Below are 22,311 nucleotides of genomic sequence, written 5' to 3'. Positions count from 1 at the left end.
AGCAAAGATCAAGCAGCCGTCCCCGCCTCCTACCCTGCTGCCGAGACCATGGGGGTGGGACGTGAGCGGTGACTCCGGCAAAGACCTGGCGGTGGACCCGAAGGCCGTCGAGGAGGTCGTGGGCGGCCTGAAGGCGACAACGGCCGAACTGGGCGAGATCGGCGGCCTCATGGCGTCCTCGGCGGGCGCTTCCTTCGGAGCGGGCTTCAGCGCCCTGGCCCTGACGGGCATGGAGGCGGGCCACCCCGCGGTCGCCTCGGTCTTCGAGGACTTCTGCGGGCGCTGGGAGTGGGGCGTACGGGCACTCGTCCAGGGCGTCGGCGGGCTGGCCCGGGATCTCGGCCTGTCGGCGGGCGCGCTGTGGGAGGAGGACCAGTACCTCCAGGGAGCCTTCAAGGTGGGCACGAACTCCCTCTACGGCAACCCCCACGCGAGTGAGGACGAGATCGAGGGCAGGTCCTGGGACGAGATCGTCCACGGCGACCCCTACAAGCCGGACTTCAGCCCGGAGGCCGACCGCCGCGCCGCCGAGGACTTCGAGCGGACCTGGGCCGAGGCCGGCCGGAAGGTCAGCACGGAGGGCTTCGGCGGGGCCGTGGTCGACCGCGTCACCGAGGTGGCCGGGGTGGACCCGGCCCTCATCGACCGGGCCCAGGCCGAAGCGGCCCGGGGTGACCAGGGCTGATGGGCCTCAAGGACTACCTGCCGGACTGGATGGACGGCGCCGCCGAGACCGTGGGCGAGGGCGTCGAGTGGGTCGGCGACAGGACCGCGGACACCCTGGAGGCGGCGGGCTGGCAGAAGGGCGCGAACGCCGTCCGTGAAACGGTGGACTCCGCCGCGAACTGGCTCGGCGCCGATGTCGCCGAGGTCCAGCTCGGCCAGAGCGACGACCCGACGAAGCTGGTCCACGGCAGCGCCGCCAAGCTCCGCTCCACCGCCGCCCACCTGAGTGACCTCCAGGCGGCCTGCGACCGTACCGGCGGCGGGCTGAAGCGCCTGGATTCCGCCGCGCTGAAGGGCGAGAGCGCCGATGCGTTCCGCGCCGCCCTCACCCGGCGCACCCCACCGTGGTTCAAGGCCGCGGACGCCTTCGCGAAGGCGTCGGGCGCGCTGACGCACTTCGCGGACACGGTGGAGTGGGCCCAGGGCCAGGCCCGGGAGGCGATCGCCGAGTACAAGAGCGCGGTCAAGACCTCCGAGACGGCGCGCTCCGCCTACAACCACCAGGTCGACTCCTACAACGCCGCGCTGGACGCCCGCGCGGACCCGCTCCCGGCCCGCCCCACGGGCTTCACCGATCCGGGCGCGGCGGGCGTCAGGGCGGCGCACGACAAGCTGGCCGAGGCGCGCCGCCAGCGCGACGACGCCTCCCGCACGGCGGTCACGGCCCTGGAGGCGGCGCGCGACGCGGCCCCGCCGATGCCGTCGTTCAAGGAACAGCAGATCAGCGCCATGGCGCTCACCACCCTCAATGCGGGGCACGTCGGCGGCGGCGTCATCAAGGGCACGGCGGGCCTGGTCACCTTCGTGCGCGGCCTGGACCCGCACGACCCGTACAACGCCACGCACCCGGCCGAATACCGGATGCGGCTGAACCAGATGGCCGCCGGGCTGCTCGTGTCGGCGAACGACCCCGTCGCCACCGGCAGGACCATGGTCGACGGTTTCCTGAAGGACCCGGGCGAGGGGATCGGCAAGCTCATCCCGGAGATCATCGCCACGAAGGGCATGGGCCGGGTCAGCGAGGCCCTGCGCGCGGGCCGCCTGGCCGAGGACCTGCGCCCGGGCGCGAAGGGAGGAGCGCAGGGGCACGGGCCCTCCGCCCGCGAGCCCTCCGCCCGCGATGAGCTGCGCGGCGCCGAGCACGACAAGGCCCGTGACCAGGCCTGCAAGACGTGCGAGGGCGACCCGGTCGATGTGGCGACGGGCCGCATGGTCCTGCCGCAGACCGACCTGGTCCTGCCCGGCTCACCACCGCTGATATTCAGCCGAACTTTCGAATCGTCGTACCGCTCGGGCCGCTGGTTCGGCCCCACCTGGGCATCCACGGTCGATCAGCGCCTGGAGATCGACGCCGAGGGCGTCGTCCTGGTCCGCGCGGACGGCAGCCTCCTCGCCTATCCGCACCCGGCTCCCGGAGTGCCCGTACTCCCCTCGCTCGGCCAGCGCTGGCCGCTGACCCGCGACCCCGACGGCGGGTACACGGTCACCGACCCGGAGAGCGGCGAGGTCCGCCACTTCTCCCCTGAGGGGCTGCTGACGCAGCAGGACGACCGCTCGGGCGCGTGGATCTCGTACACCTACGACGAGGAGACGGGCGCGCCCCTGCGGATCTCGCACAGCGGCGGCTACGAGGTGACCCTGACCTCGGCCGACGGCCGGATAACCGGCCTGAGCGCGGCCGGCACCACCGTCCTCCGCTACAGCTACACCGACGGCCACCTCACCGAGGTCACCAACTCCAGCGGCCGCCCGCTGCGCTTCGGCTACGACGAGCTGGGCCGGATCACCTCCTGGACCGACACCAACGACCGCCGCTTCGACTACGCGTACGACGACCGTCACCGCTGCGTCGCCCAGTCCGGCACCAATGGCCACCTCAACCTCCGCTTCGCCTACGCGGACGGCCTCACCACCCTCACGAACTCCCTGGGCCACCGCACGGTGTACGAGATCAACGACCGTGCCCAGATCATGTCGACGACCGACCCCACGGGCGCGACCACCCGCTTCACCCACGACCGCCACCACCGCCTCCTGTCCCGCACGGACCCCCTGGGCCACACCACCCGCTTCGAGTGGAGCGAGGAGGGCCACCTCGTCTCCGTCGCCCGCCCGGACGGCCGCGCGACGCGGGCGGAGTACGACGCCCAGGGCCTCCCGGTGCGGGTCCTGAACCCGGACGGCACGACGGTCCGCCAGACGTACGACGCCCAGGGCCGCCGCACCTCGGTCACCGGCCCGTCGGGCGCCACGACCCGCTTCACCCACGACACGCGGGGCCACCTGGCGAGCGTCACGGACGCGCTGGGCGCGGTGACGACGGTGCGCTCGAACCCCGCAGGCCTGGTCGTGTCGACCACGGACCCCCTGGGCGCGACCACGACGTACGAGCGCGACGCCTTCGGCCGCCCGACCGCGGTGACGGACCCACTGAACCGCACCACCCACCTCACGTGGAGCGTGGAAGGCCGCCTCCTGCACCGCACGTACGCGGACGGCACGACGGAATCCTGGACGTACGACGGCGAGGGCAACTGCCTCACCCACACGGACGCGTTGGGCGGGGTAACGGTCTCCGAGTACGGGGACTTCGACCTGCTGGTGGCCCGGACCGCCCCGGACGGCGCGCGCCACGCCTTCACGCACGACACGGAACTGCGCCTGACGGAAGTCACCAACCCCCAGCACCTGACCTGGAGTTACTCCTACGACTCAGCCGGTCGCCTCGCCTCGGAGACGGACTTCGACGCCCGCGTCCTGACGTACGCCCACGACCCGGCAGGCCGACTGACCACCCGTACGAACGCCCTGTCCGAGGTCACCCACTACGAACACAACGCCCTGGGCCAGGTCACCCGCAAGCAGACCGCGGCCGGCCCGACGGTGTACGAGTACGACGTCTCGGACCACCTGGCCTCGGTGTCGTCCCCGGATTCCACCATCACCTGGCTGCGCGACCGCGCGGGCCGGATCCGCGCGGAGACGGTCGACGGCCGCACGCTCACCCACGCCTACGACGCCCTGGGCCGCCGCACCACCCGCACGACCCCCAGTGGCGCGCGGTCGCACTGGACGTACGACGCGGCCGGGAACCGCTCCTCGCTAACCACGTCCGACCGCACCCTGACCTTCACGCACGACGCGGCGGGCCAGGAACTCGCGCGCACCATGGGCCCCGTATCCCTCACCCAGGAGTACGACGACCTGGGCCGCCCGACCACCCAGTCCCTCCTCACCCGGGACGGCCGCACCCTCCAGCGCCGGGGCTACAGCTACCGCGCCGACGGCCACCTGACCGGGATCGAGGACTCCCTCACCGGCCCCCGCACCTTCACCCTGGACGCGGCGGCGCGCGTGACCTCCGTAGAGGCCGACTCATGGTCGGAGCAGTACGCCTACGACGACGCGGGCAACCAGACCGCGGCCACCTGGCCCGACCGCCACCCGGGCACGGAAGCCCGCGGCGCCCGCAGCTACACGGGCACCCGTATCCGGCAGGCGGGCGCGGTCCGCTACGAGTACGACGCCCTGGGCCGCACCGTGCTGCGCCAGAAGACGCGCCTGTCCCGCAAGCCCGACACCTGTCGCTACGAATGGAACTCCGAGGACCAACTGGCGGCGGTCACCACCCCGGACGGCGCGCGCTGGACCTACACGTACGACCCCCTGGGCCGCCGCACCTCAAAGCGCGGCCCGTCGGAGGAAATCTTCTTCACCTGGGACGGCGCCACCCTCTGCGAACAGACCACGGGCCCGGTCACCCTCACCTGGACCCACCGCGGCCTGCACCCCCTGACCCAGACGGAACACCTGAACCAAGCGGACGTGGACGACCGCTTCTTCACGATCATCACGGACCTGATCGGCACCCCGACCCAGCTCATCGACGAGGCGGGCGAGACCGCCTGGCACACCCGCACCACCCTGTGGGGCACCACCACCTGGAACCGCGACGCCACCACCTACACCCCACTCCGCTTCCCGGGCCAGTACTACGACCCGGAGTCCGGCCTCCACCACAACGTCTTCCGCACCTACGACCCCGAAACCGCCCGCTACCTCACCCCAGACCCCCTGGGCCTCTCCCCCGCCCCCAACCCGGCCACGTACGTCCACAACCCCCACACCTGGTCCGACCCCCTGGGCCTGGCGGCTTGTACGGAACTCGGGCTCAGCAGCGACGCTCAACGAGCCATCGAGAAACTTGAGAACATTAAAATGGACCCGGTTGGGGAAATAAACTCACAACCAAATCACAACCACTACGATGCCGCTCGGCGCGAGGCAGGAGGAGAGGTGGTAGCCAGGAAACCAGATGGCACACCATTCGACCATATCCAGGACCTACAGCAGGCCAGAAGCGGACTGGACAATGTTCGCAGAGTCCTGGAACGCGAGACCCAGAATCTTCCAGATACGATCACAGACCGCGGATTGGAAGTACTCATCACCAAGCGCAAGGAAACCATCGAGACGCTGGATAGACTCAATGGATTCCTCCACTCGATTGGGCACAGAAAATAATGAGTTTCATTGACCGAAGCCGCTCCCTGGAAGAGCTCGACGGGCAACGGTGGCCAGACCCGCCAGCTGACGCGACTGGGCTGGTAAAAGCGATCCACGCCCTGCGAAAGCGGCCCATCAAAGACCTGAACCCCACCGAGGTACAGAGGCTGATCACACAAGACGTCGGCATCAGATGGCTACTCCCCATCGGCGTTGAGATCCTGCACGACACCGCACCAAACCAAGCCAGGGGAGGATTCTACGACGACGACCTCCTTTCAGCCGTGCTGAAATGCCAACCAAAAACCTGGACCACCTATCCGGAACTCGTCCCGAAAGTCAAGGAGATCCTGGAAACCCTTGTCGACATATCCCCATACATCGAAGATGACACAGAACGGTTCATGCGGTCCATCCCTCAAGAATGATCAGGCAACCCAGGACTGAGGAATGCGAACCAATCGAGTCCATAAGTTGGATGTCGAATTCGCCGTACGAGCCGGCCAGGGCGAGCCCAGCGGGTTCGACCTTGGGGACATGCTGTGGCGTGGGGAATTCTGGGAGGCAAACTCTGCCGGGATGTCTCCCGACCAGGGGATGATGATCCACATATCTGTCACTCAACTCCTGGACTGTCTCGCCGACTTGATGACGGGGCAGCGGAAGGCCGTGTCCTTCACCGGTGCCGACACCTCCTTCGAGCTGAGGTTCAGGTCGACCAAGAAGGGCGTCAAGGTGGCAGCCCGATCCGGGCCCGTGGCACTGGTCAGCCGCACCGAACTCGCACGGACCGTGCTGTCAGCAGCAGAGAGACACGCTGCGAGCCACCTCAGCTCCCTCCCCCGCGGCGAAGGCGTCGCGGACGACTACTCGGCCGCCCTCAAGAGGTTCCGTCCCCACGCGGGGAAGAGTCCGGCCGGGTCGGCGACCGGGCGGCAAATGGATCTCATGAGGCAACTGTCAGACGGGGCCATACGGCCGGAGGTCTTCGCGAAGGAATGGCTCGGGGCCCGACGGAAGGCCCTCGCCGACGGGGAACGCATGGGAGAGGGGTTGGAGCACCACCTCAACCAGGTCTTCTACGCGCTGGACGGGTATCCCATCGACCCTGCTCTCAGAGAAGAGGGCGACACCACCGAGGCGGAGTTGCTCGCTGCCGTGGAGCAGGCCCTCTCGCTCCTATCGGACTGAGAGGTGAGGGAGTAATGAACGTCCTGATCCAGAGGGTCTGGGAATCGCAAGACGGCCGCCACCTTGTTCATTTCGCGAGTCAGGCCGGTCACGCCTGGGGGGTTTGGGGCGGCGATGACGTTCCGCGTGCCGGAACGGAGAACGTCGAAGTCGACATCCCTGACGCAGTCCGTTCCTGGTCATCCACGGACAAACCCGACTCACTCATCGGAGAGCCAGGAGCCAGCCTGACGATTTGCGGCATGGTGGAGAGCTTTCACGAGGGTGTGGCGGCGATTCTGATCTCTTCAGCAGTGCTTCTTGTCGAGATCGAGGGCGCCTCCCCACGTCCGGGGCAGCGCATCACGTTCTCCGTCCCCGAGGTTCACCTTTTCCCCTATTCGCTCTAGCGCCCCGGCTGCACCGATGGGGGCAGCGGGTGGGCTCATCGAACCTGTTCTTGTTGCTGGCGTGCGCGGCGGCGAGCCTGGTGCCGGTCTTCTTCGGCGAGGAGGGAGTGGATCGCTTCGGCGAGGGCGATGGCCTTCGGCCAGCCGTCCGGGAGGCGGACCGAGATGTGCCACGCGGCCAGGGCGGCCGCGGCCTCCATGGTCCGGCGGCCCTCCGCCTGGAAGTGGAAGCACCGCACCCCGTGGGCTACGAGGCTGCCGCCGTCGCTCAGGTACGCCAGCCATTCCGCGGTGACAGCACCACCCGGCGGATGCTCCGCGTGGGCCAGTACATACCCCGCTTCCTGCGCGAGCCGTGACTCGCGGCTCACCGCGCGCCCGCCCGTACCGGCTTGCACGACGGGTCCCGGAGATCGTGCACCCAGTCCGACGGCCGCGCCCCGGACGCCGAGTGCCGGATGAACTCCCGCCCACCGGTCCGGATCGGGCGGTCGCACACGGCGCAGATCCGGCTGACTGCGGTACTCACAGCCCCACCAGGGTGTCCGGCGCCGCCGTGAACTCCAGGCCGTTGGCGGCGCGGACGTACGCGGTCCGGGTGTGCTTCGAGGTCCCGGCCACGTAGCCGATGCTCTCCTCGACCACCGCCATCAGTTCGCCCTCTCGGTCCGTCCGAGGGTCGCGTACCTGCTGGTTCAACAGGGGGTGGTGGACGTGCCCGAATGTCTCGTCAGGCCTGCTCTCGCGAACTTCCATCCCCGTGCTCCCTGCTGTCGTCAGCGGATGGCGACCATCAGCGTGACGGGGCGACGTGCAGGAAGGCCAGCATTGTGCAGAACTGTGCATCTGCCCTACAGACCACGGGGTTTGGCCATATCGACACCTTGTCAGTTCATGGTCCAGACGCGAGGCTCATGCACAGAGTGCACAGGCCGATACGGGAGGCTGGCATGCCGCTACTGTTCGTCGGGATCGACCCCAATACCGGAGACAAGCAGAGCCCAACCGTCTGGGCTGACCTGGAACATGAAGAGCTGGTGCTCCAGGGATGGAAGCCCGGGCCGGAGCTGGAGGCCGAGTGCGCGGCCACCGAAGTACCGGGCCACGCCGCAGGAATCCCCGAGGGAGAAGCCGTGATCCGTATCCCGGCCCGCATGCTGCACATGATCAGGGAGGCGTGTGATGCCCTCGAAGCCCACGTTCGATGAGCTGATGGCTGGCTGCACCACGGCAGTCCACCTGGAGATGCGCGACTCCTACGCCGTGGACTACGAGACCGGACCGTTCGCGGCCTGGCGTGCGGGCTACCGTCATGATCCGGCGAACCGGGCCGCCTGGTGGCGCCCGTGGCTGGTCTTGGTGGCAGACGCGGTTGGCCGCGGTGTCGTGATCCGCCGGGCCCGGATCGTCTCCGAACCGGTCAGCGAGTACACCCGTTTCCTGTACGACAACACCTTCACGAACGTCGTGGCGGGTGAGGACGTGCGCTGGCTGGGCCGCCGACGGGCCTCGGACATTGCGCTGCCGGGCAACGACTTCTGGCTGTTCGACGGTGAGTGGGTCCACTGGAACCACTTCACTGGCGACGGATCGTCCCTCGGCGAAGAGATCACCAGCGATCCGGCCTCGGCGAAGCTGTGCACGGAAGCCTTCGAGGCAGTCTGGGCGCGGGCCACGCCGCACGCCGAGTACAAGATCTGACAGGACGGTCCGACGCTCGATGCCCGTCTCCCCGTCGTCCTCTGCGCAGGCCGCCCGCGTGGCCGTGGCTGCACGGCTGCGCGACCTCCGCAAGGGCGCGGGGCTGACCGTGGCCGAGCTTGCCAGCCTGTGCGGTTGGCACCACTCCAAGACGTCCCGGATTGAGAACGCGCGCACCGCTCCCTCGGCGGGGGACATACGCCACTGGTGCCGGGCCTGCGGCCACCCGGGCGAGGCGCCGGATCTCGTCGTTCGGTCCCTGAACGCCGAGTCCATGTACAGCGAGTGGCGCCACCAGGTGCAAGAACTGAAGAAACTCCAGAATTCATGGCCTCAGGTCTTCGCAGAGACGACACTGTTCCGGATCTACTCCTCCACACTCGTGCCCGGCCTGCTCCAGACAGAGGGGTACGCGGGTGGCCTGCTCGGAACGATCGCCCGCTTCCGGGGGTACCCAGAGGAGGGCGACGAGGCCGCACGCGCGCGGGTCGACCGGTCCCGGATCATTCACGACCCGGGACGCCGCGCCGTCCTCGTGGTCGAGGAGGCGGCCCTCTACTACCGGATGGGCAACCCGGACGCGATGGCCGCACAACTGGGACACCTGCTAACTGCCGGGGCCCTGCCCGCGGTGTCCCTAGGGGTGATCCCGCGCACGGCGGAGCCGCGCACGGTGTGGCCGCTGGAGACGTTCCACGTCTACGACGACACTTTCGTCTCCGTGGAACTGCTCTCGGCAGAGGTGAACATCAGGCAGCCGTCCGAAGTCGCGCTCTACCTGACAGCGTTCGAACAACTACGGAGCATGGCCGTATACGGTGCCGCCGCCCGAGCCTTGGTCGTCAACGCGATCGAGGCCCTGGGCCAGGCTTGAACGACGAATGCTCACGCCTGATGCCAATGCCGGCGCCCAGCCAACCGAGAGGACCCGGCCCGGGATGACTGTGTCTTCAGGCCTCCGACCCCGAGATCGCCTCGTACCTGTAGGACGTCGCATCGTCCGTGCACCCCGCGGCCCTGAGGGAGTACGTGCGCGACCTGTTGGGCGGGGGATGACCCGCTCAGGGGGTCGCTCGAAAGCCGGGTGGTGGGAATCCGCGAAGCGGTGCGGTTAGACGTATTGGGTAGAAGTACCTGGGAAGCGAAAGGCCCCTGCCAAACCCCTCCAGCCTCCCGGGGAGCGGGGGCGTCAGGGTGGGGGCGGGGGGTCGCTCACATGGGTGAATTGGGCCAACTTGACTGGCTAACACGGGGGTTCGCTGGCATATGCTCGCCGCTACAACTCCAGACATACGTCGGCCCCCGGCGGGACTGCAATCCCGGTCCGAGGGCCTGACCAACGAGAAGGATCCAACTTCCCGATGGGTAATCAGCAGCTTAGCGCGCCCTCGCGCGCCTCGTCCCGGCATCACGATGCCGTCCCCCGATCCGGTGTCATCCACGTCAACGCGCGGCACACGCGGCGCTTCACCGTCGTCGGGAACCACCTCGCCCAGCACGCCGAGATGTCCCTCGTGGCCATCGGGCTCGCGCTGCACATCCAGTCGCTGCCGACCGGCGCGCACATCGGCATCAAGGACCTCGCACCGCGGTTCCCCGAGAGCGAGTACCGGATCGCCCGGGCGCTGCGGGAGCTGGAGGAGCACGGCTATCTGCGGCGCACGCGGGTGCGGCTGGACAACGGGCAGGTCGTCACCCGGACCGTTTCCTACAACCGTCCCGGGTGTGGAAGCGAAGACGGGCAGCCGGGGACGGAGGCCCCCGAGCTGGTGCCCGTGCCCGAGCCGGTGCCCGACGCCGCGCCCGACGCCGTCACCCCCGTCAAGGCCATCCCCCCGCTCCCCCGCCCCCGGGACCCCGACAGGCCCGCGCGTCGCGCTGCCGCCGAGCGGATCCTCGTAGAGCTGCGCGCGGTGGATTCGCGGCTGCTGCTCGGGGCGCGGGACGTCGAGCGGCTCGCGCCTGCCGTCGAGGCCTGGCTGGAGCGCGGGGCCACGCCGGAGGCCGTGATCGCGGCGCTCACCGACCGGCTGCCGCCGCGGCCGCGCAGCGCCGCCGGGCTGGTCGCCTACCGGCTCACCGAGCAGCTTCCGCCCGAACGGGTACGGGCGCCGGGCGCGCCGGGCGCCGGGGCCGCCGCCCTCGAACCGGGGCCCGAGCCGATGCAGAACTGCGAGTACTGCGACCGCGCCTACCGGGGGCCCGAGCCAGGGTGCTGCGACGGCTGCCGGACCAGCGTGCCGACGTACGCCTAGTGCTGTGGCCGGGAAGGTTTGCCGGGTCGCGGTGTTCGGTGCGGTGCATCGCAAGGCGGAGGGCCGCGACTCGTACTGGACGTACCGTCGTGGTCCGACAACGCGGCGAGGTGCCGTGCCGGGCGCCGTGACACGGTGAACCTTTCCGGTCACAGCACTAGTGCCGGCGTACGCCTTCGCCAGTCTCGTGAAACGGAAAACGCCGAGGGGCCCTTCCCTCGCCGCTTTCGCGACGGGGGAAGGGCCCCTCAGTGGCTGGCGCTCCGGAGACCGGAGAGCTACCAGGTCAGATCAAGATCAGGCGTTGATCTTGGTGACCTGGCCGGCGCCGACGGTCCGGCCACCCTCACGGATGGCGAACTTCAGGCCCTCTTCCATGGCGACCGGCTGGATCAGCGCGACGGTCATCTCGGTGTTGTCACCGGGCATGACCATCTCGGTGCCCTCGGGGAGGGTCACAACGCCCGTTACGTCCGTGGTACGGAAGTAGAACTGCGGGCGGTAGTTGTTGAAGAACGGGGTGTGACGGCCACCCTCGTCCTTCGACAGGATGTAGGCCTGAGCCTCGAACTCCTTGTGCGGGGTGACCGAGCCGGGCTTGATGATGACCTGGCCGCGCTCGACGTCCTCGCGCTTGATGCCACGGAGGAGCAGACCGACGTTCTCGCCCGCCTGGCCCTCGTCGAGCAGCTTGCGGAACATCTCGATACCGGTGACCGTGGTGGTGGTCTTGTCTTCCTTGATACCGATGATGTCGACGGTCTCGTTGACCTTCAGGACACCACGCTCGATACGGCCGGTGACGACGGTACCGCGACCGGTGATCGTGAAGACGTCCTCGACGGGCATGAGGAACGGCATCTCGGTGTCACGCGGCGGGGTCGGGATGGCCTCGTCGACGGCGTCCATGAGGCCGAGGAGCTTGTCGCCCCACTCCTTGTCGCCCTCGAGCGCCTTCAGCGCCGAGACCTGGACGACCGGCAGGTCGTCGCCCGGGAAGTCGTACTCGGAGAGCAGCTCGCGGACCTCGAGCTCGACGAGCTCCAGGATCTCCTCGTCGTCCACCATGTCGGCCTTGTTCAGGGCGACGACGATGTACGGAACGCCGACCTGGCGGGCCAGGAGCACGTGCTCCTTGGTCTGCGGCATCGGGCCGTCGGTGGCGGCGACCACGAGGATGGCACCGTCCATCTGCGCGGCACCGGTGATCATGTTCTTGATGTAGTCCGCGTGACCCGGGCAGTCGACGTGGGCGTAGTGACGCGCCTCGGTCTGGTACTCGACGTGCGCGATCGAGATGGTGATACCGCGCTGACGCTCTTCAGGAGCCTTGTCGATCTGATCGAAGGCCGAGGCCGCGTTCAGGTCCGGGTACTTGTCGTGCAGCACCTTGGTAATGGCGGCCGTGAGGGTCGTCTTACCGTGGTCAATGTGACCGATGGTGCCGATGTTGACGTGCGGCTTAGTCCGCTCGAACTTCGCCTTCGCCACGGGGTCCTCCTGGAGAGTGGTTCTGTACGCCTTACAGATTGGCGCCAGGTGATCTTTGCTGGAAAGCCGGTTCCACCGGGGCAACGGAGGGTTACTCCTGTTGCCCCAGAGGCTCCGGTGACAAGCCTAAAGCGTGTACTCGGAAGAGTTACTCGCCCTTGGCCTTCGCGATGATCTCCTCGGCGACGTTCCGGGGAACCTCGGCGTAGGAGTCGAACTGCATCGAGTAGCTGGCGCGACCCGAGGTCTTGCTGCGGAGGTCTCCGACGTAGCCGAACATCTCCGAGAGGGGCACGAGGCCCTTCACGAGGCGAGCACCGTGACGCTCCTCCATGGCCTGGATCTGGCCACGGCGGGAGTTGATGTCACCGATGACATCGCCCATGGACTCCTCGGGCGTGGTGACCTCAACGGACATCATCGGCTCAAGGAGCACGGGCGAAGCCTTGCGCGCGGCCTCCTTGAAGGCCTGCGAGCCGGCGATCTTGAAGGCGAGCTCCGAGGAGTCGACCTCGTGGTAGCCACCGTCGAGAAGGATGACGCGGACGCCAGTCATCTCGTAGCCCGCGAGGATGCCGAACTGCATGGCTTCCTGCGCACCCGCGTCGACCGAGGGGATGTACTCCCTCGGGATGCGGCCACCGGTGACCTTGTTCACGAACTCGTACGCCGGACCATCGGCTTCGAGGATCGGCTCGATCGCGATCTGCACCTTGGCGAACTGACCGGTACCACCGGTCTGCTTCTTGTGGGTGTAGTCGTGACGCTCGACGGTCTTGCGGATCGTCTCGCGGTAAGCGACCTGCGGCTTGCCGACGTTGGCCTCGACCTTGAACTCGCGCTTCATACGGTCGACCAGCACCTCAAGGTGCAGCTCGCCCATACCACCGAGGATGGTCTGGCCGGTCTCTTCGTCCGAGTGAACGTGGAAGGAGGGGTCCTCCTCCGCGAGAGACTGGATGGCGACACCCAGCTTCTCCTGGTCACCCTTGGACTTGGGCTCGATGGCGACCTGGATGACCGGAGCCGGGAAGTCCATGGACTCCAGGATCACGGGTGCCTTGTCGTCACACAGCGTCTCACCGGTGGTGGTCTGCTTCAGGCCCATGACGGCGACGATGTCACCGGCGCCCACCGCGGCGATCTCCTCACGCTTGTTCGCGTGCATGCGGTAGATCTTGCCGATGCGCTCCTTCTTGCCCTTGACGGAGTTCAGCACCGCAGTGCCGGCCTCCAGGCGGCCCGAGTAAACCCGGACGAAGGTGAGCTTGCCGAGGTGCGGGTCGCGCATGATCTTGAACGCGAGCGCCGAGAGGGGCTCATCGTCAGACGGCTTGCGCTTCACGACGACCTCGGCGTCCCTGACGTCGTGGCCTTCGATGGCCTCGATGTCCAGGGGCGACGGGAGGTAGCGGATGACGGCGTCGAGCAGGGGCTGAACGCCCTTGTTCTTGAACGCCGTGCCACAGAACACCGCGGTGATCGTGGCGCCGGTGCCCTTGCCGGAACCGATGATGATGCGACGCACAGCGGCGTGCAGCTGCTCGACCGAGGGCTCGACGCCCTCAAGGAACAGCTCCATGATCTGGTCGTCGTTCTCGGCGACCGTCTCGACCAGCTTGGCGTGCCACTCTTCAGCGGCTTCCTTGTGGGTGTCCGGGATGTCGACGATGTCGTACATCTCGCCCTTGGTCGCCTCGGCGGACCAGACGAACGCCTTCATGGTGACCAGGTCGACAACGCCCTGGAAGTCCATCTCGGAGCCGATGGGGAGCTGCATGACGATCGGAACCGCACCGAGGCGGTCCTTGATCATGTCGACACAGCGGTGGAACTCGGCGCCGGTGCGGTCCAGCTTGTTGACGAAGCAGATGCGGGGCACGCCGTAACGGTCGGCCTGACGCCACACCGTTTCCGACTGCGGCTCCACACCGGCGACACCGTCGAACACGGTGACGGCACCGTCGAGGACGCGGAGCGAACGCTCCACCTCGACGGTGAAGTCGACGTGACCCGGGGTGTCGATGATGTTGATGGTGTGGTCGACGTCTTCGAGCGGCCAGTGGCAGGTCGTCGCGGCAGACGTGATCGTGATGCCGCGCTCCTGCTCCTGCTCCATCCAGTCCATCGTGGCAGCGCCGTCGTGGACTTCACCGATCTTGTAAGACACACCGGTGTAGAACAGGATGCGCTCGGTGGTGGTCGTCTTACCCGCGTCGATGTGAGCCATGATGCCGATGTTGCGCACCTTGGCCAGGTCAAGCGAAGTGGTAGCCATATCGGCTCAGTCTTCTCTCGGTCTCGATGTGGGTTGGGACTACCAGCGGTAGTGCGCGAAGGCCTTGTTGGACTCGGCCATCTTGTGGGTGTCCTCGCGCTTCTTGACGGCAGCGCCAAGACCGTTGGAGGCGTCCAGCAGCTCGTTCATGAGGCGCTCGGTCATCGTCTTCTCGCGGCGGGCGCGGGAGTAACCCACGAGCCAGCGCAGCGCGAGGGTCGACTGACGACCCGGCTTGACCTCGATCGGCACCTGGTAGGTGGCGCCACCGACGCGGCGGGACTTGACCTCAAGAGACGGCTTGACGTTCTCGAGCGCGCGCTTCAGCGTGATGACCGGGTCGTTGCCGGTCTTCTCGCGGAGGCCTTCCATGGCGCCGTAAACGATGCGCTCAGCGGTGGAGCGCTTGCCGTTCAGGAGGATCTTGTTGATGAGCGACGTCACCAGGGGAGAACCGTAGACCGGGTCGATGATGACCGGGCGCTTCGGGGCGGGGCCCTTACGAGGCATTTCTACTTCTCCTTCTTGGCGCCGTAGCGGCTGCGGGCCTGCTTGCGGTTCTTGACAGCCTGGGTGTCAAGCGCACCGCGGATGATCTTGTAACGAACACCCGGCAGGTCCTTCACACGGCCACCACGCACGAGCACGATCGAGTGCTCCTGCAGGTTGTGTCCCTCACCCGGAATGTAGGCCGTGACCTCGATGCCGGAGGTCAGACGCACACGCGCGACCTTACGGAGCGCCGAGTTCGGCTTCTTCGGGGTGGTCGTGAACACACGCGTGCAGACGCCGCGACGCTGGGGCGAAGCCTCAAGCGCGGGGGTCTTTGTCTTCTCGACCTTGTCCTGCCGGCCCTTACGGACCAGCTGCTGGATCGTAGGCACTACTTCTCCGGTTTCTGTGTGCCGTGTAGTGAAGCTAACCTGGAACATTTGCCGACCCACGCGGTCGGGTGTGTCGTACCCGCTCAGTCCCCGCTCAGCGCGGAGACCCTACGGATAACGGTGGCCAATACGGGCTCGCATGCGGTTGATGGACACGCACGGGAGCCCAGGCACACCCCAGGCACAAGGTCTGAGCGTACCTACCGCATTCACTCCGGTCAAAACAAATGCCCCCGCCGGGCCGACGGCCCCCGGGGGCGCGGCCCGCGGCCGCTTAAACTACGCGAAACCAGCCATCATACCGATCATCGAACGGTGCACACGAACAGTGCCCCGGCGAGCACCGGGCCGGCACCGGACGAGCACCAGGAGACGAGACATTGGGCACCGTCGCATCGGAGCGGACAGCGGTCGGCGGCCCGCCCCCTGAGCCCGGCCGGTCCGCCCGACGCCGCCTGCGGCCGGCCCTGCGGCGGCTGTACGCGCCCCTGCTCGCCTTCCTCATCACCTCGGCCGCGTTCTGCACGGCCTGGGCGCTGCGCGGCACCTTCCCCTTCGGCAACACCGGGCGGGCCCTGAACGACCAGGCCAACCAGTACGTGCCCTTCCACCGCGCACTCTGGGACCTGGTCCACGGGCAGGCGGCCGGGGACCTGCTCTTCAGCTGGCGCGGCGGCTTGGGACAGCAGTTCCTGTCCGACTACTACACCTACCTCGGCAACCCGGTCTCCTGGCTGACCGTGCTGGTCCCGCGGGCCCACGTCGACCTCGCGGTCTTCCTGGTCACCCCGCTCACCATGGGGCTGGCGGCGGCCCTGATGGCCGTGTACCTCGGCAAGCTGGTCCCGGGTCCGTGGTGGCAGCGCGGGGTGCTGGGGGCCTGCTACGGCCTCTGCGGATGGGCGCTCAGCGACGCCTCGTACATCCCGATGTGGCTGTGGGGCCTGGTGGCGCTGCCCATGCTCGGGATCGCGGTCGAGTGGTGCCTGGAGGAACGCCGCTGGCCCGCGGTCGCCGTCCTCGTCGCCCTCGCCTGGTACGGCAACTTCTACACCGCGATGATGGCCACGATGGCGGCCTGCGTCCTCCTCGCCATCCGTCTCATCACCCGGGACATGGAGTCCGGTGCGCGGCTGCGGGCCGTGTGGCGCGCGGCCACCGCCGCCGCCGTCGGCATCATGCTCACCCTCCCGCTCCTGCTGCCGTCCTTCCTCTCCAGCGGCGCCGCGCAGCCCACCGACGCCGGGACCTTCCACCCGCAGCGCATCGAGGTCTTCCTCACCGGCATGCTGCCCGCGACCCACCTGTGGGGCGGCCGGCCCCGGCTCTACATCGCCTCGCTGGGCCTGATCCTGGCCGGGTCCTTCCTGCTCAACAGCGCCATCGCGAAGCGCACCCGGCTGGTCTGGGGCGCCGCGATCGTGCTGGTGGCGGCCTCCTTCCAGTTCCCGCCGACCCAGTACGTGTGGCACGGCCTGGCGGTCCCGAACGGCAACCCGTACCGCGAGGCCTTCGTCTTCAGCGGCATGCTGGTGATCCTGGCCTGGCTGGCGCTCGCGCACCGGCCGCGCCCGCTGCACCTGGCGCTCACCGCCGCGCTGCTGGTCGTGGCCACCTTCGTACTGCGCCACACCAATGACTTCGGCGGCTACACCTGGGCGGCCGTCCTCGGCGGCGGCGGCCTCTCCCTGCTCGCCCTGCTGCTCCTGGGCCTCGGCGAGAAGCGCCGCGTGCTCGTCCCCGTCGCGGCGGCCTTGATGATCGGCGTGGTCTTCGCCGAATCCACCCTGGCCGCGGTGAACGCCGACGAGCGCCGGGCCCGCGAGCGCTGGGCCACCCCGGCCCCGACCTCGAACCGGTCGATCACCCACCACTACGAGGCCGTCCGCCAGGTGGACGGCTGGCCCGCATACCGGACCGACTCGGGCGCGCCGCAGACCTCGTACAACGACGCGCTGGCGCTCCGGGCCGAAGGACCGCAGTACTACAGCAGCTACCTCCCCGAGGCGACGTACAAGGCCCTGGAACCGCTCGGCTACGGCTTCAAGAACGACGGCCGGACCTTCTTCGGCGCCGACAACCCGGTGCTCGACGCGATCTTCTCGATCGGCGCCCGCGTCCGTCCGGGTGACACCGCGAACAGCTGGACGGCCACCCGCTTCCCGGCCCCGCCCCTGGTCACCCTGCGCACCGCCCCGTACACCTCGCCGAACCCGCCCGCCAGCTTGTGGGCGCACCAGGAGGACGTCCTGGGCGCCACCGTCTACCAGGTCCCCGAGGTCACCCGGACCGGGACCGACACCGCACAGACGTACGCCGCCCAGTGCGCCCCCGGCTCCGAACTGTTCTGGTACTCCCCCGCCCTCTACGGCACGGTGGTCCACGACGGCGCCCGCCTCCCCATCGAGGACAAGGTCACCGGCGTCATGAACCTCGGCCCGGTCCCGGCCTCCGGCAAGGTGACAGTGACGGTCGAGACCCAGACCAAGGCCTTCGCCCCGCCCTCCCCCATCGGCTGCCTGGACCGCGCCAGGCTCACCGCGGCGGTGTCCCACCTGACCGCCACCGGCGCCACCAAGGTCACCGCGGGCGGCCACTCCATCGAAGCCACCCTCCCCAAGGGCGCCTCCGGCACCGCCGTCTTCGCCATGACCGACATCCCCGGCTGGCAGTGCACCGCGGGCGACCGCTCCACCACCCCGGCCTCCTTCCACGGCCTGGTCTCGCTCCCGGTCACCCCGGCCACGGGCAAGGTCTCGTGCACCTTCACCCCCCGCGGCCTCACCCCCGGCCTCGCCGCCGGCGCCCTCGCCCTCCTGGCCCTGATCTCCGTCACGGTCGCCTCCCGGCGCCGCAAGGTCTGACCGGACAGGCACAACGAAGAAGCCCCCCGCCGCTCCTCTCGGAGCGGCGGGGGGCTTCTCACTGCCTACTGCGCTGGTGCGACTCAGCCGTTGTACGGGCCGTAGTCGTAGTCCTCCAGCGGGACGGCCTGGCCGGAGCCGGTGCCGAAGGGCGAGTAGTCGATGTCGTCGTAACCGACGGCCGAGTACATCGCGGCCTTGGCTTCCTCGGTGGGCTCGACCCGGATGTTGCGGTAGCGGGACAGACCCGTACCGGCCGGGATGAGCTTACCGATGATGACGTTCTCCTTGAGGCCGATGAGGCTGTCGGACTTGGCGTTGATCGCCGCATCCGTCAGGACTCGGGTCGTCTCCTGGAAGGAGGCGGCCGACAGCCAGGATTCCGTCGCCAGCGAGGCCTTGGTGATACCCATCAGCTGCGGACGGCCGGAGGCGGGGTGACCGCCCTCGGTGACCACACGACGGTTCTCGGTCTCGAACTTCGACCGCTCGACCAGCTCGCCCGGAAGCAGCTCCGCGTCGCCGGACTCGATGATCGTCACGCGGCGCAGCATCTGCCGGATGATGATCTCGATGTGCTTGTCGTGGATCGACACGCCCTGCGAGTTGTAGACCTTCTGGACTTCGCCGACCAGGTGGACCTGGACCGCGCGCTGACCGAGGATGCGCAGCACGTCGTGCGGGTTGGTGGCACCCGCGGTGAGCTTCTGGCCCACCTCGACGTGGTCACCTTCGTGCACGAGGACCTTGGCGCGCTTGGAGATCGGGAACGCCGTCTCCTCGGCACCGTCGTCCGGCGTGATGACGATCTTCTTGGTCTTCTCGGTCTCCTCGATCCGCACGCGGCCGGCGGCCTCGGAGATCGGGGCGACACCCTTCGGGGTACGGGCCTCGAAGAGCTCGACGACACGCGGCAGACCCTGCGTGATGTCGTCACCGGCCACACCACCGGTGTGGAAGGTACGCATCGTCAGCTGGGTACCGGGCTCACCGATGGACTGGGCGGCGATGATGCCGACCGCCTCACCGATGTCGACCAGCTTGCCGGTGGCGAGCGAGCGTCCGTAGCAGAAGGCACAGGTGCCGACCGCGGACTCACAGGTCAGGACCGAGCGGGTCTTGACCTCCTCGACGCCGTTGGCGACCAGGGCGTCGATCAGGACGTCACCGAGGTCGACGTTCGCCGGCGCGATGACCTTGCCGTCGATGACGACGTCCTCGGCCAGCATGCGGGCGTAGATCGAGGTCTCGACGTCGTCGGCCTTGCGCAGGACACCGGTCTCGTCCCGAACGGCGATCTTGAGCTTCAGACCGCGCTCGGTACCGCAGTCCTCCTCGCGGATGATGACGTCCTGCGAGACGTCCACCAGACGACGGGTGAGGTAACCCGAGTCGGCGGTACGCAGGGCGGTGTCCGCCAGACCCTTACGGGCACCGTGCGTGGAGATGAAGTACTCCAGAACGGTGAGGCCCTCACGGAACGAGGCCTTGATGGGACGCGGGATGGTCTCGTTCTTCGCGTTCGACACCAGACCACGCATACCGGCGATCTGTCGCATCTGCATCATGTTTCCTCGGGCACCCGAGTCAACCATCATGAAGATGGGGTTCGTCTTGGGGAAGTTCGCGTTCATCGCCTCGGCAACCTCGTTGGTCGCCTTGGTCCAGATCGCGATGAGTTCCTGCGTGCGCTCGTCCTTGGTGATCAGGCCGCGCTCGTACTGCTTCTGGACCTTCTCGTCCTGCTCCTCGTAGCCCTTGACGATGGCCTTCTTGGCCTCGGGCACGACGACGTCGGAGATGGCCACGGTGACGCCCGAACGGGTCGCCCAGTGGAAGCCCGCCGCCTTCAGGTTGTCGAGCGTCGCCGCCACGATGACCTTGGGGTAGCGCTCGGCCAGGTCGTTGACGATCTCGGAGAGCTGCTTCTTGCCCACCGAGTAGTCGACGAACGGGTAGTCCTCGGGCAGCAGCTCGTTGAAGAGCGCGCGGCCCAGGGAGGTGCGCAGACGGAAGCTGTCGCCCGGCTGGAACTCCTGCTCGCCCTCTTCGGCGACCGGCGGCACCCAGCCGCGCGGCGGGATGGTGCCCACCGGGAAGCGGATGTCGACGGACGACTGGAGAGCCAGCTCGCCACCGTCGAACGCCATGGTCGCCTCGGCCGTGGAGCCGAACGCGCGGCCCTCGCCCTTGGTGTCACGGAGTTCACCGTCGGTGGTGAGGAAGAACAGACCCAGCACCATGTCCTGGGTCGGCATGGTGACGGGACGACCGTCTGCCGGCTTCAGGATGTTGTTCGAGGACAGCATCAGGATGCGGGCCTCGGCCTGCGCCTCTGCCGAAAGCGGCAGGTGCACGGCCATCTGGTCACCGTCGAAGTCCGCGTTGAACGCGGTGCAGACGAGCGGGTGGATCTGGATGGCCTTGCCTTCGACCAGCTGGGGCTCGAAGGCCTGGATGCCGAGGCGGTGCAGCGTGGGCGCACGGTTCAGGAGAACCGGGTGCTCGGCGATGACCTCTTCGAGCACGTCGTAGACGACCGTACGGCCGCGCTCGACCATGCGCTTCGCCGACTTGATGTTCTGCGCGTGGTTCAGGTCGACCAGGCGCTTCATCACGAACGGCTTGAAGAGCTCCAGCGCCATGGCCTTGGGCAGACCACACTGGTGCAGCTTCAGCTGCGGACCGACGACGATCACGGAACGCGCGGAGTAGTCCACGCGCTTGCCGAGGAGGTTCTGACGGAATCGACCCTGCTTGCCCTTGAGCATGTCGCTCAGGGACTTCAGCGGGCGGTTGCCGGGACCGGTCACCGGACGGCCACGACGGCCGTTGTCGAACAGCGCGTCGACGGCCTCCTGAAGCATGCGCTTCTCGTTGTTCACGATGATCTCGGGGGCACCGAGGTCAAGGAGACGCTTCAGACGGTTGTTGCGGTTGATCACGCGGCGGTACAGGTCGTTCAGGTCGGAGGTCGCGAAGCGGCCACCGTCCAGCTGCACCATCGGACGCAGGTCCGGCGGGATGACCGGCACGCAGTCCAGAACCATGCCCTTGGGCTTGTTGCTGGTCTGCAGGAACGCGGAGACGACCTTGAGGCGCTTGAGCGCACGGGTCTTCTTCTGGCCCTTGCCACTGCGGATGATCTCGCGGAGGCGCTCGGCCTCTTCGTCGAGGTCGAAGGACTCCAGGCGCTTCTGCAGCGCGGCGGCGCCCATGCAGCCGTCGAAGTACGTGCCGAAGCGGTCACGCAGCTCGCGGTAGAGGAGCTCGTCGCCCTCCAGGTCCTGGACCTTGAGGTTCTTGAAGCGGGCCCAGACCTCGTCGAGGCGGTCGATCTCGCGCTGGGCGCGGTCACGGAGCTGCTTCATCTCGCGCTCGGCACCTTCGCGCACCTTGCGGCGTACGTCGGCCTTCGCGCCCTCGGCCTCAAGCTCGGCGAGGTCGGTTTCGAGCTTCTTCGCGCGGCCTTCGAGGTCCGCGTCGCGGCGGTTCTCGATCTGCTGGCGCTCGACGGAGACGTGGGCCTCCAGCGACGGGAGGTCGCGGGTGCGGCGCTCGTCGTCCACGAACGTGATCATGTACGCGGCGAAGTAGATGACCTTTTCGAGGTCCTTCGGCGCGAGGTCCAGCAGGTAGCCAAGACGCGACGGAACGCCCTTGAAGTACCAGATGTGGGTGACGGGAGCGGCAAGCTCGATGTGGCCCATGCGCTCACGACGCACCTTGGCGCGCGTGACTTCGACGCCACAACGCTCACAGATGATGCCCTTGAAGCGGACACGCTTGTACTTGCCGCAGTAGCACTCCCAGTCCCGGGTCGGACCGAAGATCTTCTCGCAGAAGAGTCCGTCCTTCTCGGGCTTGAGGGTGCGGTAGTTGATGGTCTCCGGCTTCTTGACCTCGCCGTGGGACCAGGTTCGGATGTCGTCCGCGGTGGCAAGGCCGATCCGCAGCTCGTCGAAGAAGTTGACGTCGAGCACTGTGCGTCAATCCCTCTTTCGGGGTCGAGTCTCAATCATGGTC

Annotated in this window: 18 protein-coding genes; 10 read left to right on the top strand and 8 right to left on the bottom strand. The window is 68.0% G+C overall.

Annotated features, from left to right (window positions below):
• Positions 1-61 precede the first annotated feature (61 nt).
• From OHS33_RS21475 to OHS33_RS21455, 5 genes are all read left to right on the top strand, one after another.
• Positions 62-685, top strand: coding sequence for a hypothetical protein (locus tag OHS33_RS21475; protein ID WP_330332027.1), 624 nt, complete (start codon positions 62-64; stop codon positions 683-685).
• Entirely contained in the window at positions 685-5,250 is a 4,566-nt protein-coding gene (locus tag OHS33_RS21470) for a putative T7SS-secreted protein (protein ID WP_330332026.1), read from the top strand. The genes OHS33_RS21475 and OHS33_RS21470 overlap by 1 nt, the downstream gene beginning before the upstream one ends.
• A complete protein-coding gene (locus OHS33_RS21465; RefSeq protein ID WP_330332025.1) occupies positions 5,250-5,660 on the top strand; it encodes a contact-dependent growth inhibition system immunity protein in 411 nt (136 codons plus the stop codon). The genes OHS33_RS21470 and OHS33_RS21465 overlap by 1 nt, the downstream gene beginning before the upstream one ends.
• A 151-nt stretch (positions 5,661-5,811) precedes the next feature.
• The gene (locus tag OHS33_RS21460) at positions 5,812-6,423 is read left to right on the top strand and encodes a hypothetical protein (RefSeq protein WP_330332024.1); all 612 of its coding nucleotides are present in this window, start codon (positions 5,812-5,814) and stop codon (positions 6,421-6,423) included.
• Between the two features lie 14 nt (positions 6,424-6,437).
• Positions 6,438-6,812, top strand: a complete 375-nt coding sequence (locus OHS33_RS21455) for a hypothetical protein (RefSeq protein ID WP_330332023.1) — start codon at positions 6,438-6,440, stop codon at positions 6,810-6,812.
• Positions 6,813-6,847: 35 nt separating this feature from the next.
• Here the strand turns inward: OHS33_RS21455 and OHS33_RS21450 are convergent, their stop codons facing one another.
• From OHS33_RS21450 to OHS33_RS21440, 3 genes are read right to left on the bottom strand one after another with little or no spacing between them, the layout of a single operon-like run.
• Entirely contained in the window at positions 6,848-7,183 is a 336-nt protein-coding gene (locus tag OHS33_RS21450; RefSeq protein ID WP_330332022.1) for a hypothetical protein, read from the bottom strand.
• Positions 7,180-7,341, bottom strand: a complete 162-nt coding sequence (locus OHS33_RS21445) for a hypothetical protein (RefSeq protein WP_330332021.1) — start codon at positions 7,339-7,341, stop codon at positions 7,180-7,182. Before OHS33_RS21445 ends, OHS33_RS21450 begins: the two co-directional genes overlap by 4 nt.
• Positions 7,338-7,568 carry a hypothetical protein gene (locus OHS33_RS21440; protein ID WP_330332020.1) on the bottom strand — a complete coding sequence of 77 codons (231 nt, stop codon included), beginning with the start codon at positions 7,566-7,568 and terminating at the stop codon, positions 7,338-7,340. Before OHS33_RS21440 ends, OHS33_RS21445 begins: the two co-directional genes overlap by 4 nt.
• A 194-nt stretch (positions 7,569-7,762) precedes the next feature.
• Between OHS33_RS21440 and OHS33_RS21435 the strand changes: the two genes are divergently transcribed.
• From OHS33_RS21435 to OHS33_RS21420, 4 genes are all read left to right on the top strand, one after another.
• A complete protein-coding gene (locus OHS33_RS21435) occupies positions 7,763-8,020 on the top strand; it encodes a hypothetical protein (protein ID WP_330332019.1) in 258 nt (85 codons plus the stop codon).
• Positions 7,995-8,513: a DUF6879 family protein gene (locus OHS33_RS21430; RefSeq protein ID WP_330332018.1), complete on the top strand. Its 519-nt coding sequence runs from the start codon at positions 7,995-7,997 to the stop codon at positions 8,511-8,513. The genes OHS33_RS21435 and OHS33_RS21430 overlap by 26 nt, the downstream gene beginning before the upstream one ends.
• 19 nt (positions 8,514-8,532) lie before the next feature.
• A complete protein-coding gene (locus OHS33_RS21425; RefSeq protein WP_330332017.1) occupies positions 8,533-9,387 on the top strand; it encodes a helix-turn-helix domain-containing protein in 855 nt (284 codons plus the stop codon).
• Between the two features lie 487 nt (positions 9,388-9,874).
• The gene (locus tag OHS33_RS21420; protein WP_330332016.1) at positions 9,875-10,768 is read left to right on the top strand and encodes a helix-turn-helix domain-containing protein; all 894 of its coding nucleotides are present in this window, start codon (positions 9,875-9,877) and stop codon (positions 10,766-10,768) included.
• Positions 10,769-11,065: 297 nt separating this feature from the next.
• Here the strand turns inward: OHS33_RS21420 and tuf are convergent, their stop codons facing one another.
• The 4 genes from tuf to rpsL form a co-directional block, all read right to left on the bottom strand.
• Entirely contained in the window at positions 11,066-12,259 is a 1,194-nt protein-coding gene (tuf, locus tag OHS33_RS21415; protein ID WP_330332015.1) for an elongation factor Tu, read from the bottom strand.
• A 148-nt stretch (positions 12,260-12,407) separates the two neighbouring features.
• Positions 12,408-14,537, bottom strand: a complete 2,130-nt coding sequence (fusA, locus tag OHS33_RS21410) for an elongation factor G (protein ID WP_330332014.1) — start codon at positions 14,535-14,537, stop codon at positions 12,408-12,410.
• A gap of 39 nt (positions 14,538-14,576) precedes the next feature.
• Positions 14,577-15,047, bottom strand: a complete 471-nt coding sequence (gene rpsG / locus OHS33_RS21405) for a 30S ribosomal protein S7 (protein WP_330332013.1) — start codon at positions 15,045-15,047, stop codon at positions 14,577-14,579.
• Positions 15,048-15,049: 2 nt separating this feature from the next.
• On the bottom strand, positions 15,050-15,421 hold the full coding sequence (gene rpsL / locus OHS33_RS21400; RefSeq protein ID WP_007265893.1) for a 30S ribosomal protein S12: 372 nt from the start codon (positions 15,419-15,421) through the stop codon (positions 15,050-15,052).
• A 380-nt stretch (positions 15,422-15,801) separates the two neighbouring features.
• Here rpsL and OHS33_RS21395 point away from each other — a divergent pair, with 380 nt between their 5' ends.
• Positions 15,802-18,285, top strand: a complete 2,484-nt coding sequence (locus OHS33_RS21395) for a YfhO family protein (RefSeq protein ID WP_330332012.1) — start codon at positions 15,802-15,804, stop codon at positions 18,283-18,285.
• An 83-nt stretch (positions 18,286-18,368) separates the two neighbouring features.
• Here OHS33_RS21395 and OHS33_RS21390 read toward each other — a convergent pair whose 3' ends face one another.
• Positions 18,369-22,268 carry a DNA-directed RNA polymerase subunit beta' gene (locus OHS33_RS21390; protein ID WP_330332011.1) on the bottom strand — a complete coding sequence of 1,300 codons (3,900 nt, stop codon included), beginning with the start codon at positions 22,266-22,268 and terminating at the stop codon, positions 18,369-18,371.
• Between the last annotated feature and the right edge of the window lie 43 nt (positions 22,269-22,311).

Origin of the sequence: Streptomyces sp. NBC_00536, from assembly GCF_036346295.1 — a bacterium.
GTDB lineage: Bacteria > Actinomycetota > Actinomycetes > Streptomycetales > Streptomycetaceae > Streptomyces.
The sequence above is the reverse complement of the archived record's forward strand: the minus strand, read 5'-3'. Positions and strand labels throughout refer to the sequence as shown.

Coding starts and splice junctions, on each gene's coding strand:
- OHS33_RS21470 (WP_330332026.1), top strand. CDS start 685: ATGGGCCTCAAGGACTACCTGCCGGACTGGATGGACGGCGCCGCCGAG.
- OHS33_RS21465 (WP_330332025.1), top strand. CDS start 5,250: ATGAGTTTCATTGACCGAAGCCGCTCCCTGGAAGAGCTCGACGGGCAA.
- OHS33_RS21460 (WP_330332024.1), top strand. CDS start 5,812: ATGTCTCCCGACCAGGGGATGATGATCCACATATCTGTCACTCAACTC.
- OHS33_RS21455 (WP_330332023.1), top strand. CDS start 6,438: ATGAACGTCCTGATCCAGAGGGTCTGGGAATCGCAAGACGGCCGCCAC.
- OHS33_RS21440 (WP_330332020.1), bottom strand. CDS start 7,568: ATGGAAGTTCGCGAGAGCAGGCCTGACGAGACATTCGGGCACGTCCAC.
- OHS33_RS21435 (WP_330332019.1), top strand. CDS start 7,763: ATGCCGCTACTGTTCGTCGGGATCGACCCCAATACCGGAGACAAGCAG.
- OHS33_RS21430 (WP_330332018.1), top strand. CDS start 7,995: ATGCCCTCGAAGCCCACGTTCGATGAGCTGATGGCTGGCTGCACCACG.
- OHS33_RS21425 (WP_330332017.1), top strand. CDS start 8,533: ATGCCCGTCTCCCCGTCGTCCTCTGCGCAGGCCGCCCGCGTGGCCGTG.
- OHS33_RS21420 (WP_330332016.1), top strand. CDS start 9,875: ATGGGTAATCAGCAGCTTAGCGCGCCCTCGCGCGCCTCGTCCCGGCAT.
- fusA (WP_330332014.1), bottom strand. CDS start 14,537: ATGGCTACCACTTCGCTTGACCTGGCCAAGGTGCGCAACATCGGCATC.
- rpsG (WP_330332013.1), bottom strand. CDS start 15,047: ATGCCTCGTAAGGGCCCCGCCCCGAAGCGCCCGGTCATCATCGACCCG.